This is a genomic window from Micromonospora profundi, assembly GCF_011927785.1.
Lineage (GTDB): Bacteria > Actinomycetota > Actinomycetes > Mycobacteriales > Micromonosporaceae > Micromonospora > Micromonospora profundi.
The window spans coordinates 2,364,219-2,376,977 of the sequence record NZ_JAATJK010000001.1; the positions used below are offsets into that span (position 1 = coordinate 2,364,219).

At 71.7% G+C, this 12,759-nt stretch carries 11 protein-coding genes; 2 read left to right on the forward strand and 9 right to left on the reverse strand.

The window, feature by feature from the left end:
- Positions 1–2: 2 nt before the first annotated feature.
- Both F4558_RS10475 and F4558_RS10480 read right to left on the reverse strand, forming a co-directional pair.
- Positions 3–1,787, reverse strand: a complete 1,785-nt coding sequence (locus F4558_RS10475; protein ID WP_231640213.1) for a DUF4012 domain-containing protein — start codon at positions 1,785–1,787, stop codon at positions 3–5.
- Between the two features lie 98 nt (positions 1,788–1,885).
- A complete protein-coding gene (locus F4558_RS10480; protein WP_167943896.1) occupies positions 1,886–3,133 on the reverse strand; it encodes a glycosyltransferase family 4 protein in 1,248 nt (415 codons plus the stop codon).
- Positions 3,134–3,301: 168 nt separating this feature from the next.
- Here F4558_RS10480 and F4558_RS10485 point away from each other — a divergent pair, with 168 nt between their 5' ends.
- A complete protein-coding gene (locus F4558_RS10485) occupies positions 3,302–3,856 on the forward strand; it encodes an arsenate reductase/protein-tyrosine-phosphatase family protein (protein ID WP_167943897.1) in 555 nt (184 codons plus the stop codon).
- On the opposite strand, the gene F4558_RS10490 is transcribed toward F4558_RS10485, so the two are convergent.
- Positions 3,837–5,297 carry a tyrosine-protein kinase domain-containing protein gene (locus tag F4558_RS10490; protein WP_167943898.1) on the reverse strand — a complete coding sequence of 487 codons (1,461 nt, stop codon included), beginning with the start codon at positions 5,295–5,297 and terminating at the stop codon, positions 3,837–3,839. The genes F4558_RS10485 and F4558_RS10490 overlap by 20 nt on opposite strands.
- Before the next feature lie 381 nt (positions 5,298–5,678).
- On the opposite strand from F4558_RS10490, the gene nhaA reads away from it, so the two are divergent.
- Positions 5,679–7,037 (forward strand): Na+/H+ antiporter NhaA, encoded by a 1,359-nt coding sequence (nhaA, locus tag F4558_RS10495; protein ID WP_167943899.1) that lies wholly within the window; start codon positions 5,679–5,681, stop codon positions 7,035–7,037.
- Between the two features lie 24 nt (positions 7,038–7,061).
- On the opposite strand, the gene F4558_RS10500 is transcribed toward nhaA, so the two are convergent.
- The 6 genes from F4558_RS10500 to egtA all read right to left on the reverse strand — a co-directional run bounded on the left by F4558_RS10500 (position 7,062) and on the right by egtA (position 12,750).
- Positions 7,062–7,424, reverse strand: coding sequence for a DUF1622 domain-containing protein (locus F4558_RS10500; RefSeq protein ID WP_053660132.1), 363 nt, complete (start codon positions 7,422–7,424; stop codon positions 7,062–7,064).
- A gap of 79 nt (positions 7,425–7,503) precedes the next feature.
- Positions 7,504–8,091, reverse strand: coding sequence for a TMEM165/GDT1 family protein (locus F4558_RS10505; protein ID WP_053660148.1), 588 nt, complete (start codon positions 8,089–8,091; stop codon positions 7,504–7,506).
- A gap of 215 nt (positions 8,092–8,306) precedes the next feature.
- Positions 8,307–9,272 carry an L-histidine N(alpha)-methyltransferase gene (egtD, locus tag F4558_RS10510; protein WP_167943900.1) on the reverse strand — a complete coding sequence of 322 codons (966 nt, stop codon included), beginning with the start codon at positions 9,270–9,272 and terminating at the stop codon, positions 8,307–8,309.
- 43 nt (positions 9,273–9,315) lie between these two features.
- The gene (gene egtC / locus F4558_RS10515) at positions 9,316–10,062 is read right to left on the reverse strand and encodes an ergothioneine biosynthesis protein EgtC (RefSeq protein WP_167943901.1); all 747 of its coding nucleotides are present in this window, start codon (positions 10,060–10,062) and stop codon (positions 9,316–9,318) included.
- 28 nt (positions 10,063–10,090) lie between these two features.
- Positions 10,091–11,434 (reverse strand): ergothioneine biosynthesis protein EgtB, encoded by a 1,344-nt coding sequence (egtB, locus tag F4558_RS10520; RefSeq protein ID WP_209274109.1) that lies wholly within the window; start codon positions 11,432–11,434, stop codon positions 10,091–10,093.
- Positions 11,435–11,514: 80 nt separating this feature from the next.
- On the reverse strand, positions 11,515–12,750 hold the full coding sequence (egtA, locus tag F4558_RS10525) for an ergothioneine biosynthesis glutamate--cysteine ligase EgtA (protein ID WP_053660121.1): 1,236 nt from the start codon (positions 12,748–12,750) through the stop codon (positions 11,515–11,517).
- Between the last annotated feature and the right edge of the window lie 9 nt (positions 12,751–12,759).

Here is a 12,759-nt window from a genome sequence, read left to right on the forward strand (position 1 = left end):
TCCTACTGGTCACATCGTGGTGCGGAATGAACTTGGGTGGTCCATGGGCTGGCGGTCGGAGTCAGCCACAACTCGGCCTGCCCCACGCTGGTTTTGGCGGTCAAGACCGTCATCTCCAACGTCCGTTCAGCGCCGGGGCCGACCTCGACGTTGGCCGTGGCAACGTGGCGGCGTCGTTCGGTGCCGCTTCCGAGCGCGGTTTCCGACCCGTCGAGCCGGGCGTCGAGCACGGCGCCCCCTGCCGGGCTGAAGACCGACACCAACGTGCGAGCGGTGTACGGGTCGCCAGCCATGCCGAGGCCGAGGACGGACTCGCTGAGTCCTGACTTCGGCGCCGTGGAGCGCAGGGTCACCCGCAGCCGGAGCTCGCGGCGGCCGTCGGGCCGGCATTCGCCGACTGTCAGGTTCGCCGTCGGCCGCAGGTAGTAGCCGAGCTTCGCGCCGCTGCCGTCGTTGAGGAAGACGCCGACCGTCGGCACGGTGTCCTGTTCCGGGAGCGTCCCGGCCATCCGGCTGTCGCTGAATGTCCGCTGTTCTTCCGGTCGGGCACTCCAGAACAATATCCGGCGTTCGGTGATAGCACGGTCGAATGCGGACAACAACACCCGTGGGTTGACATTCTTCGTGAAGAAGGCGTCGAACACAGCGGCGGCGGAGGAGGCGAAGAACTCGTCCTGCTGCTTGATGTCCAGCCGCTGGTAGCTCTCGTTGAGCAGGGTCTGCACGACCTTTTCGCTGGCCAGGGGAACGCCGCCGGGCACCGCTACCGGGCCGGTGGCCTTGAGCAGGTACGACAGCACCACCGGGTCGACAGCGAGCACACCGTCGACAGTGGTGCCGGTCTTGCGGCGGAACATCTCCCGGTACAGGGATGCGGCGGTCGGGAAGTGCGGGGTGAGGTTGACGTCGGCCGGGTACATGCCGGGCAGGTCGGTCCAGAGGGCCCGGGTCTCGGCGGACAGCTTCAGCGGCGGAACGAACCGGCCGAAGGAGGCGCTGCTGCCCTGGCGGCCCATCCGGACCGAGCCCTTGTCGGCCTCGATCAGCGCGTACGCGCCGAACATGCCGCCGGTGGCGCGCAGCTCGGCCAGGTTCTGCGAGACCAGCAGGTATCGCCGCGAGCCGTTCGCGCCGAGCAGCGGCGGCAGCAGCCGGGCGCCCTGGTCGGCGGCGGCGGTGAGGCTGGCCAGGCGGTCGATCTCGCCGCGTAGGTCGGTGAGCGCCTGCCGGATCTGGCTGACCAGCCGGTCGGCCGGCACGGCGGCCAGGTCACGGCGGGTGCTCTGCACGGCCTCGTCGGCCTGGGACAGCTCGGCGGAGACCGCTGTGAGTTTCGCCAGGTCCAGCCGGCCGCCGGAGGGCACCAGACTGGTCAGGTCGGCGCGCAGCAGCGTGGGGAACGCGTGCCGGGCCAGGTCGTCGATGGCGACGGCGATCCGCCGGACGGCGTCGAGGTCGTCGCCGGCGAACGGGGTCCGCCGTGCGACGTGCCAGCTCGGGTCAGTCGTGGCGGACCGGGCGGCGCCGGCCTGCTCCTGGAGGGCGGCGAGGGTGCGCTGGGCGCGGTCGGTGTCCCCGCCCACCACCTGCGCGCTCAACTCCCGGGCCAGGCCGGCGGCGTTGATCAGGTGGGCGCGCGCCTGCCAGCCCCGGAAGCCCACCCACCCGCCGCTGGCCAGCAGCAGGCAGCCGGCCACCAGGCCAGCGAGCAGCGCCCGGCGCAGTCGCGCCCGGCGGCGACGCCGGGATCGGCTTCGCCGTCGACGTGGCTGTTCGCTCTCCGTCACACCACACTCCATTTCGCGGAATCGGACAGTAGGTCTGATTCCCTGACGTTCTTAACATGCCTGGGGGAAGCTCGTGCGCTTATGGCAGTTTTCGTCCTTTACGCGAGGTCTTCTCGCGGCTGCCCCACTACCTGCGGGGTCCGGCCGGCCGCCTCGTGCAGCAGGCCCTCGATCCGGTCCACCCCGGCCGGCAGGGACATCTCCCGCAGGTACGCCTCCCGGCCCCGGCGCCCCATCTCGGTGCGTGCCGACGGCGGGATGGTGGCGGCCAGCCAGAACCGGTCGGCCAGCGCCGCCCAGTCCTCCGGCGGGCAGGACAGGCCCGCTCGCGTACGTTCGACGAGCTCGGCGGTGTCACCACCGGCCGAGGCGACCACCGGCACGGCGCAGGAGAGCGCGGCCTGGAGCTTGGCCGGCACCATGCCGCGAAGCTCCGGCAGGTCGCGCAGCATGACCAGCTGGTAGTCGGCGGCGGCGTACAACTCGGGCATGTCGACAGGCGAGCGCCGCTCCAGGAAGCGGACGTTCTCCGCGCTCAACTCGGCGGCGAGCCCCCGCACCCGCCGCTCGTCAGCGCCCGAACCGACAAGGACCAGATCCATCGTGCGGTCCAGGGCCGCTGCGGCCCGTACCGCCGTCTCCAGGCCCTGGCGGGCGCCGATGGTCCCGGCGTGCATGACCACGCAGCGGTCGTCGCGGCGGACCATCTGGCGGGCCGCCGCGCTTGGCGTCGCCGGATGGAAGATCCGCTCGTCGGTCCAGTTCAGCACCAGCCGGACCCGGGCCGGGTCGGCGCCGGCGGCGACCACCAGGTCCCGCATCGACGGCGCGGTCACCGCGACCCGCGCGGCGGACCGGTAGATCCGCGTCATCGCGGTGCCCAACCGTGCCGACCAGCGGTCGTCGCCCGCATCGTCCGCGCCGTCGCGCGCCCAGACGTCCTGCACGTGCAGCACCGCCGGCACCTTCGGCAGCAGCCGGAGTACGGCGGCGGTGGCGAACGTGGTGGCCGGCAACTGGAAGACGTAGAGCACATCCACGTCGCCGAGGAACCGGCGAGCGGCAAGTGAAGCGCTGCCGGCGAACGAGAGGTAGCTGGCCATCCGCGCCCCGGTGGACCCGCCACGACCGGAGTAGCGCGGCACCCGACGGACGGACAGCCGCCGGCTGTGCGTCTCGTGATGCCAGCGCTGCCGCCAGCCTGGGTAGACGTGACCGCCCGGGTAGTCCGGAAAGCCGGTGAGCACCCTGACGTCGTGGCCCCGCGCGGACAACTCCTCGGCGAGGCTGCCGGGGATGAAGGCCGGCTCGGGCGGGAAGTGGTACGACAGGATGCCGACCTTCACGACGCCACCGCCGTCGGTCCCGGATCGACGAAGGTCGGCGCGGCACCGCGACCGGAGGGCACCCGGCCCGCGTACGATGCCGACAACCCCTCACCGCGCGGCCACCGGCGTCGACGCACCACCCTCGCGGTGCGGCGACCCGCGTCCGCACCGACGAGAGGGCTCCCGATGGTCGACCGCGTGCTGTTCGTCTGCCACGCCAACCTGTGCCGCTCACCGATGGCCGAATACGTGGCCCGTCGCCTGCTCGCCGACCGGCCGGTGCTGGTGTCCAGCGCCGGCACCGACGCGATGGACGGCATGGCCATGCATCCGTACGCCATGGAGGTCCTGGCCGAGCACGGCGCGGACCCGGCGGCGTTCGCCAGCCGGACGCTGCGCCCTGAGTACCTGACCGAGGCGACGCTCGTGCTGACCGCGACCCGGCGCCAGCGTTCGGTCTGCACCGCGCTGGCGCCCGGTGCTCTGCACCGGACGTTCACGCTGCGCCAGTTCGGGCGGCTGGCCTCGGCGGCCGAGCCCCCCGCTGAGCCGGCCGTCGACCCGCTGCGGGCCGCGATCGCCGCCGCGGCCGAGGCCCGGGGGCGGCTGCAACCCGCCGCCCCCGACGCCGATGACCTGCGGGACCCGATCGGCGGTACGACCGCCGACTTCCGACGCTGCGCCGAGGAGATCGAACGTTCGCTACGACCCCTCGCCGCGCTCATCGGGGCAACCGGGTGAGTTCCTGGGTGCGGTCGCTGACACCGTTGACTCCGGCGTCCTCGCTGTGCCGGGCGGACGTGGCCCGGTCGGTCGGCACCGACGGCGTCGCCGTGGAGGCGACCACCCGGTAGGCCTCGTACTGGTACGCCTCGGCCTTGGGCACCTTGGCCATGTTCAGCACACAGCCGAGCAACCGCACCGACACCGAGTGCAGCGAGCGGGCAGCGGCGGCGACCTGGGTCCGTGAGGTACGGCCCTGCTGGCTCACCAACAGCGCGCCGTCGGCCTGGACGGCCACCACGACACCGTCGGTCACCGCGAGCAGCGGCGCGGTGTCGATGATGACGATGTCGGCCGACTCGCGCAGGGCGAGCAGCAGGTCCGCCATGGCCTTGGAGCCGAGCAGTTCGCTCGGGTTCGGCGGTGCGGAGCCGCTGGGCAGCACGAGGAGGGACTTGTCGCCCCAGCGCTGCACGACGTCCCCGACCTGCACGTCGCCGACCAGCACGTCGGTGAGGCCGACACCGGCGTCCAGGCCGAGGTAGTCGTCGACCTTGGGGCGGCGCAGGTCCGCGTCGACAAGCAGCACCCTCCAGCCCGCCTCGGCCAACGCGATGGCCAGGTTGCAGGAGAGCGTGGTCTTGCCCTCGCCCTGCAGCGCGCTGGTCACGGCGATGACGCGGGCCGGTTCGTGCACGTCCACGAAACGCAGGTTGGTTCGCAACTTACGGACCGCTTCGGCCCGCGCCGAGGTCGCCGCCTCACCGACGATCAGTGGAGCGGTGCGGGCAGTGGCCTCGAACGGGATCTCGCCGAGCAGCGGGCTTCCGGTGGCGCGTTGCAGACCTGCGGAGTCCCGCAGCCGGATGTCGGCGACGCCCCGCAGGATCGCCAGGCCGACGCCGAGCAGCAGACCGAGCAGTCCACCCAGGACGAGGTTGCGCACCGGCTGCGGGGAAACGGGGCTCGCGCTGACCCGGGGGCCGCTCACCACCTCGATCTTGATCGGCGTCTTGCCGTCGGGCGGCGTCTCGACCTTCTGTACGAGGTCGACGAACCTCGCGGCCAGGGTCTCGGTGATCCGCAACGCGCGGGTCTGATCGGTGTCGGTCACCGAGGCGCGCAGCAGGACCGTGCCGGCTTCGGTGGAGGTGCTCACCCGACGCTGCACCTCGTCCGCGGTGAGCCCGACGGGGGTCTCGGCCACCACGCTCTGCGCCAGGCGGTCGCTGCTGAGCAGGTCGGCGTAGGACTTGACGCGCTGCTGCAGGAAGAGGCCACCCTGGTAGGCCTCGCTGACGCCCTGGTTGGGGGTGGTGACGAAGAAGGTCACCGAGGCGACGTACCGGGGCTGGGCCCGTACGGTCAGGAACGCCGAGACGCCCAGGGCCACCATGACCGTGACCAGTACGACCCACCAGTGCCGACGCACGTGGCGCAATTGGCGGAGCAGGTCCATCAGGAGCGCCTCCGTGCCGGTCCGGTTACGCCAAAGAACTTCACGAAAACCCCCAAGGTCGTTTGTTAACTCGTGAAACCATTAAAGCCGCTCATACGCCTTATGTCCGGAGTTATGTATTTTCGGCGACGGCAAGTGTGCTCGCATGCCCAACCCGAGAAACGGCCATTCGGCAGCGGTGACAACGCGGAAAAGTCCACAACCGATCAAGCGGCAACCGATCGGCTCAGGTGCCGGACCACCATCGGATCGAGCCGCAACGACACGTGGCCCCGCGGTCGCCACCCGCCGACAGCACGGATAGGGTCGACGGAGGTGTGCCGGGAAGCCTGGTCGGCGAGTGGATCCCTGCCGTCCCGATGCCCGAGGTGACACCGCCCGATGCACGACCACACCCCGCCGCGCCGCCGGCTGCTGACACGATCGTCCTGGCCCGAGGCCCGACACGTGGCCGACGTGCTGCGCACCGAAACCGTCGGCGGCGCCCTGCTGCTTGTCGGCGCCGTCCTCGCACTGGTCTGGGCGAACTCGCCGTGGGCCGAGTCGTACACCAGGCTCTCCGACTGGGTGCCGTGGCCCGGCGGCGCGCGCTGGCACCTCGACCTGTCCCTGGCCACCTGGGCCGCCGACGGCCTGCTGGCCATCTTCTTCTTCGTGGTCGGGCTGGAACTCAAGCGCGAGTTCGTCGCCGGCGACCTCCGCGATCCGCGACGCGCGGCGCTGCCGGTGGTCGCCGCGCTCGGCGGAATGGCGCTGCCCGCCCTGATCTACGTGGCGGTCATCCTCACCGCGGGCGGCGACGGTCTGCGCGGCTGGGCGATACCCACCGCCACCGACATCGCGTTCGCCCTTGCCGTGCTCGCGGTGATCAGCTCGCACCTGCCCCAGGGGCTGCGCGCCTTCCTGCTCACCCTCGCCGTGGTCGACGACCTGTTCGCGATCACCATCATCGCCGTCTTCTACACCGCCGACTTCCACCCGCTGCCGCTGCTCGTCGCGCTCGCACCCATCGGGCTCTTCGCGTGGCTCGTACAACGCGGCCGTACCTGGTGGTGGGCGCTCATCCCCCTCGCGCTTGTCACCTGGGCGCTGGTGCACGCCTCCGGGGTGCACGCCACGGTCGCCGGCGTCCTGCTCGGGTTCACCGTGCCGGTGCTGGCCCGCCGACGGGGCAGCGCCACGCCCGATGGCGACAGCGGGCACCGACCTGCCGGCGGCGACAGCGGGCACGGCGGACTCGCCGCGCACCTGGAGCACCGGTGGCGCCCGGTGTCCGCCGGCGTCGCCGTACCGGTCTTCGCCCTGTTCGCCGCCGGTGTGACACTGCGCGGCACCGACCTGGGCGCCCTGCTGACCGACCCGGTGGTGATCGCCATCGTCGCCGGCCTCGTGCTCGGCAAGAGCATCGGCATCTTCGGTTCCACCTACCTGCTGGCCCGGTTCACCCGCGCCCAGCTGGACGAGGACATCACCTGGCCCGACCTACTCGGCATCGCCCTGCTGGCCGGCGTCGGGTTCACCGTCTCGCTGCTCATCGGCGACCTGGCCTTCGGCGCCGGCAGCATTGCCGACGACCGGGTCAAGGCGGCAGTGCTCATCGGCTCGGTGATCTCCGCCGGTCTGGCCGCCGCCGTGCTGGTCCGCCGCAACGCCGCATACCGACAGGTGGCCCTGCGGGAACAGGTCGACGCCGACGGCGACGGGGTGCCCGACGTGTTCCAGGAACCGGACCGGGACTGACCGCCGCCGCACCGCGACCAGCCGTCACGCGCCGTGCTTTCCCTCGGCCACCTGCCGCTGCTCCTGGCGGATCTCCCGGCCCAGGAAATAGTTCAGCGCCGTCCGGATCGCGGCGATCGCCGCCAACTGGCCGATCTGGGCGAATGACGGCGACACGGCGGTCCGCAGCACGTCCGCCGCCAGCTGGAACTCCAGGCCGAGGGTCAGGAACCGGCCCAGCGACAGCCGGATCGGGGTGAACACGGCGGCGGTGCGGTGTCGCAGCCCTTCGACCACGAACCGCACCGCCGCCCAGAGCGCACCCACGAAGATCACCAGGGCTCCGGCGACCTCCACCACGGCGACCAGCACCTCGTCGCCCTGACGTAGCAGCTCCGCCGGCTCCACAGGGTGCCGACTACCCGCCCCCGGGTCAGGTAGTCGGTGCGGCCACCGCGCGCCGGCTCGCCGCAGCCGGGCACCCTGCTCAGGTCAGGTCCTTCACCGCCTCTAGGACCAGCCACAGGCCCGAGATGGCGAAGAGCACCGCCGCGACGTACTTGATGGTCTTCTCCGGCAGCCGGCGGCCCAACATCCGGCCCACAAGGATGGCCAGCGCGTCCGCTGCCACCATGCCGATCGTCGAGCCCAGCCACGTGCCGAACCAGCCGTACTGGGTGGCCAGGGTGATCGTCGCCAACATCGTCTTGTCGCCCAACTCGGCCAGGAAGAAGGCCACCGAAACCGCAACGATGGCGGTCTTGTCGGTCTTTTCGGCCTTTTGCTTCTCCTCATCGGTGAGCTTGTCGCCGCGCAGCGTCCACGCGCCGAAGCCGAGGAACGCCACACCGGCGACAAGGGAGATCCACTCCGTGGGCAGCACGGCGCCCAGACCCGACCCGATGGCGACCGACGCCAGGTGCACCACCGCCGTGGCGACAGTGATGCCGATCAGCACCGGAATGGGCTTGAACCGCGTGGCGAAGGTCAACGCCATCAGCTGGGACTTGTCTCCCAGCTCGGCGACGAAGATGACGCCGAAACTGACGACGAGCGCGACGAGGAAACCCTCCATGACGTCCTTCCCGATCACACCGGGAGGAGGTACAGGGGCGCCCTCGACCCGGCTGCAACAGCCTGAGTCGAAGGTCTCGCCCGCCTCGGAAACCGAGGCCGCATGGCCGGGTGCGGAACGCACCAGTATGTCGACCACGACATTGGGGGCTACTCCCCTTCGCGCGACCAGCCTAGCCGATCACCGCCGGCCCCGCCGAGACGGGTGACCCCGCCTCAGCACGCCCGGGCGAGGGTCACCCCGAACAGCCCTTGCAGGTCGGTCCAGAACTCCGACGCCACGAAGCCGGCCGCCCCCAGCTCAGCGGCGATCCCCTCCGGGCGGAACTTCGCCGACACCTCGGTACGCAGCTCCTCCCCCTCGGCGAACTCCACTGTCAGGTCCAGCACCCGGACGCGCATCGGTCGCGTCGCCCGCAGCCGCATCTCGATCCACTCGTGGCTCGGATCCCAGCGCGCCACGTGCGTGAACGCGTCCGGGTCGAAATCGGCGCCCAACTCCCGGTTGATCACGTGCAGGACGTTGCGGTTGAACTCGGCGGTCACCCCCGCCGCGTCGTCGTACGCGGGCACGATCACCGCCGGGTCCTTCACCAGGTCGGTGCCGAGCAACAGCCAGTCGCCGGCCTCCAGCGCGGCACGCATCGCGGCCAGGAACTCGGCCCGCTCAGCAGGTAGCAGGTTGCCGATGGTGCCGCCGAGAAACGCCACAAGCCGCCGACCGCCGGTGGGCAGCCGATCGAGCTGGCGGGTGAAGTCTCCGACGATGCCCCGGACCCGCAGCCCCGGATAGTCGGCGGCGATCTGCGCTGTCGACCCTGCCAGCGCGCTCACCGACACGTCGAGCGGGACGAACGTGCCCAGCCCGCCCTGGCGGGTGAACGCGTCCAACAGCAGCCGGGTCTTCTCCGACGAACCCGAGCCCAGCTCGATCAGGGTCTTGGCACCGGTCACCGCCGCGATGTCGTCGGCGTGCTCGGCCAACACCACCCGCTCGGCCCGCGTCGGGTAGTACTCGGGCAACCGGGTGATCTCCTCGAACAACTCGCTGCCCCGGGAGTCGTAGAACCACTTCGGCGGCAGCCACTTCGCCGCCGCGGTCAGCCCGGCCCGGACGTCCTCGCGCAGGCCACGCTCCAGATCCTGCTGCTCAAGGTAGATCTCCAACGGCTCAGCGGTCATCGGTCCTGCCTCTCTGCTCATCAACACGTGCCGCACGGCCGGCTCACCGGGCCGGCAATGGGCGTACCCGCACCTCGTCCACGGTGGCGACGACCAACTGCCCGTCGGGCACCGGTCGCCACCCCGGGTCGTCGTCGTGTGGCTCGGAGGCGAGCAGCACCGAACCCGGCTGCGCGCGCACCGACAGCGCGTGCCCGAACACACTCGCCACCACCTGCCGCCCATCGGTGAGCAGCAGGTTCAGCCGCGACCCCGGAGCTGCCGCAGCGACGTCGGCCACCGTCCGCGCGACCGCCTCCGCCGGATCGTCACCGGCACGCAGCCGATGCCGCACAAGCGCCCACAGCAGCGCCGAGTCGGTGGCCGCGTCCAAGGTCAACAGGTCACGCACCGGCAGGCCGGAGGCGAGCGGCACCACAGCGTCCGGCCAGCCCCGGACCACACCGTTGTGGCTGAACAGCCACCGCCCCTCGGCGAACGGCGCGGCAGCCCCGTCGAGCACCGCCATCCCGACCGTTGCCGAACGGACCGCCGCCAGCACCGCGCCGGCCCGCGTCACCGCCGCGAGATCGGCGATCGTCGGATCGCTCCAGATCGGCTGGGCACGCCGGTAACGCACCGGATCACCATCGCCCGGATACCAGCCGACACCGAAACCGTCGGCGTTGATCGTGCCGCCACCCCGCATGTCGCGCGGCGCCCACGACTGACGCATCAGCGAGTACGGCGGGTCGAACAGCACCTCAGCCAGCGTGACCGGCGGACCCAGGTAGGCCAGGTGACGACACATCAGCGCGCCCCACCCGCCCGACGCCCCCTCACCGGCCCGACTCGCCCGGACCGGCGTCGCGGGCGCAGCGGAAACCGCTGAAGATCTGCCGCCGGATCGGATAGTCCCAGTTACGGAACGTCCCCCGGCAGGCGGACCGGTCCGTGCCGAACGAGCCACCGCGCAACACCCGGTAGTCGTCGCCGAAGAAGACCTCCGAATACTCCCGGTAGGGAAACGCGGTGAAGCCCGGATGCCCGTCGAACGTGCTCGACGTCCACTCCCAGACGTCCCCGATGAGCTGGTGCACACCCAACGGCGACGCCCCCGCCGGGTACGCGCCCACGGGCGCCGGCCGCAGATGACGCTGATCCAGATTGGCGTACGCCTCGGTCGGGTCCTCGTCGCCCCACGGGTACCGCCGGGACCGTCCGGTCACCGGATCCCACCGGGCAGCCTTCTCCCACTCCGCCTCCGTCGGCAGACGCTTACCAGCCCAGGCGGCGTACGCCTGCGCCTCGTACCAGCACACGTGCACCACAGGCTCGTCGGCGCGGACCGGGTCCCACCTGCCGAACCGCCGGTACGCCCAGCCGGCCCCGTCCCGACGCCAGTGCATCGGCGCCACGAGCTGCTCCCGGACCCGGTGCTCCCAGCCGGCCGCACTCCACCAGCGCGGATCGGAGTAGCCCCCGTCGTCGAGGAAAGCCTGGTACGCGCCGTTCGTGACCGGCGCCGCGTCGATGACGTACGCAGGCAGGTCGACACGATGCGCGGGCCGCTCGTTGTCCAACGCCCACGGGTCCGTGTCGGTGCCCATCGTGAACTCGCCGGCCGGCACCAGCACCTCCCCGCCGACAGCCACGCGCGGCTCGGGCGGCGGCGGGGCGTGCAGCACCGCCGGCCCCGAACGCAACTGATGGGTGGCGAGCATCGTCTCGTCGTGCTGCTGCTCGTGCTGGACGATCATGCCGAACGCGAACCCGTCGGCCACCAGCGGCCGGTCGGCGAAACGCACAGTGTCGAGCAGGTCGTGCACCTTGTCGCGGACCGTACTCAGATAGGCGCGCGCCTCCGCCGGCGGCAGCAACGGCAGCGCCGGACGATCCCGGCGGGGCTGCTTGAACGCGTCGTACAACTCGTCGATGTCACACCGGACCGGCTCCCGACCGCCGACATCACGGACCAGCCACAGCTCCTCCTGGTTACCGACATGCGCCAGGTCCCAGACCAGCGGCGACATCAGCGGCGAGTGCTGACGCATCAGGTCATCGTCATCCACCGCCTCCGTCAACAGAGCCGTGCGGGACCGGGCGCGCGCCAACTCCGCAGCGATCCGCCCCCGCAACCGCTCACCCCCCACCTGGTCTGCTCCCGACTGCGGGGCTCGCAACCCCGGCTCACTCCTCGCGGTCACCGCGCCGCCCTCCGCTCCCGACTGCGGGGCTCGCAACCCCGGCTCACTCCTCGCGGTCACCGGACTCCCCTTTCTGTGGCGGCCAACCGCCGCCGTACTCCTGCACGGATCTCGTCGTGGATGCCGCCCGGCAGCTCCAGCCGGGGCAGTGCGGTCAGAGCCAGGTCGAGCAGCTCCGCCGCCGCGGCGGCCAGCTCGGGGTCGGCCAGGCCCTGCCGGGCCGCGGCCGACCACCGGTGCGCCGTCGGGGCACCGATCGCGTACGCCGCACGCACAGTGCCGGGATCGGCGAACAAGGCGCTCAGCACCGCAAGCGGCAGACGCCAGGACCCGCCCGGCTGGGCGTCCAGATACCGCAGCTCCAGGTAGCCGCGCGGACGGACAGGCGGAAAGAGGGTGCTGACGTGGTAGTCGAGGTCATCGGTGGTCGGCGGGTCGGGCAGTGCCCCGTCGATCCAGTCAGCGAACGTCACGCCCGGCGGCGGCGCCCAGTCGCCACACTGACGGCGCAGGCACAGCAACGGCGCGGCGAGCACGTACCGGATCCAGGTGGCCGTCGGATCGTCGTCGGCCTGACCCGGCACCCAGACCGGACGGGTGCGGGCCGGATCGATTGCCAGCCAGGCGGCCATCCGCGCGGAGGCCCAACCGGTGCGTCGGCCCGCGTGGCGGTCGGCCGAGGCGAACACCGCAAGCAGCGGCGGGCCGACAGCGTGGGCCGCCGCCCACCGTGCCTCCACCTGGTCGGGCTCGCCGGCGTCGAGACAGATCTGCAGGCCGGCGGTGCTGTACATCATCGTCCGGCCGGCCGGACCACGCCTGTCGAAGGCATCGCGCATCGCGCGGTAGCGGGGAGTTTCCAGCACCGGGCAGGGCCTGCGGTGCGGGTCGATGCCACTGCGACCGAGGACCAGACCGGCGGCGGCCAACAGGTCGGTGACCTGGGCGATGTCGGCCTCGGTGGCGCGGATCAGCGCGGCGGTCGAGGACCGCGGAGGGGTGGAGATCTCCAGCTGGCCGCCCGGCTCCAGCGTCACCATGCCGCCGTGTCGCAGCGGCTCGGCGGGGCTCGTCGCGTCAAGCGTGACGGGGCTGTGTCGGCCCAGCGCCGCCCGCAGGCGCCTCAGGTCGACCGGCCGAGCGGGATCGTCGGCGTCGTGCACGGTCCATTCCAGTTCGACACCCGTATGCGTCGGCGGACCGGTCTTGAAGCAGATTCGGGCGAGGTGCCGGCCCGCCGCAGCGGACTCACGCAGGATCGCGCTGCGGTCCAACTCGGGCGATGTCACCACCAGGGGTGC

Excerpts from the sequence above, each read along its gene's own strand:
- F4558_RS10485 (WP_167943897.1), top strand. The coding sequence starts at position 3,302 with ATGGTCGACCGCGTGCTGTTCGTCTGCCACGCCAACCTGTGCCGCTCA.
- egtD (WP_167943900.1), bottom strand. The coding sequence starts at position 9,272 with ATGACCGCTGAGCCGTTGGAGATCTACCTTGAGCAGCAGGATCTGGAG.
- F4558_RS10490 (WP_167943898.1), bottom strand. The coding sequence starts at position 5,297 with ATGGACCTGCTCCGCCAATTGCGCCACGTGCGTCGGCACTGGTGGGTC.
- egtC (WP_167943901.1), bottom strand. The coding sequence starts at position 10,062 with ATGTGTCGTCACCTGGCCTACCTGGGTCCGCCGGTCACGCTGGCTGAG.
- nhaA (WP_167943899.1), top strand. The coding sequence starts at position 5,679 with ATGCACGACCACACCCCGCCGCGCCGCCGGCTGCTGACACGATCGTCC.
- F4558_RS10505 (WP_053660148.1), bottom strand. The coding sequence starts at position 8,091 with ATGGAGGGTTTCCTCGTCGCGCTCGTCGTCAGTTTCGGCGTCATCTTC.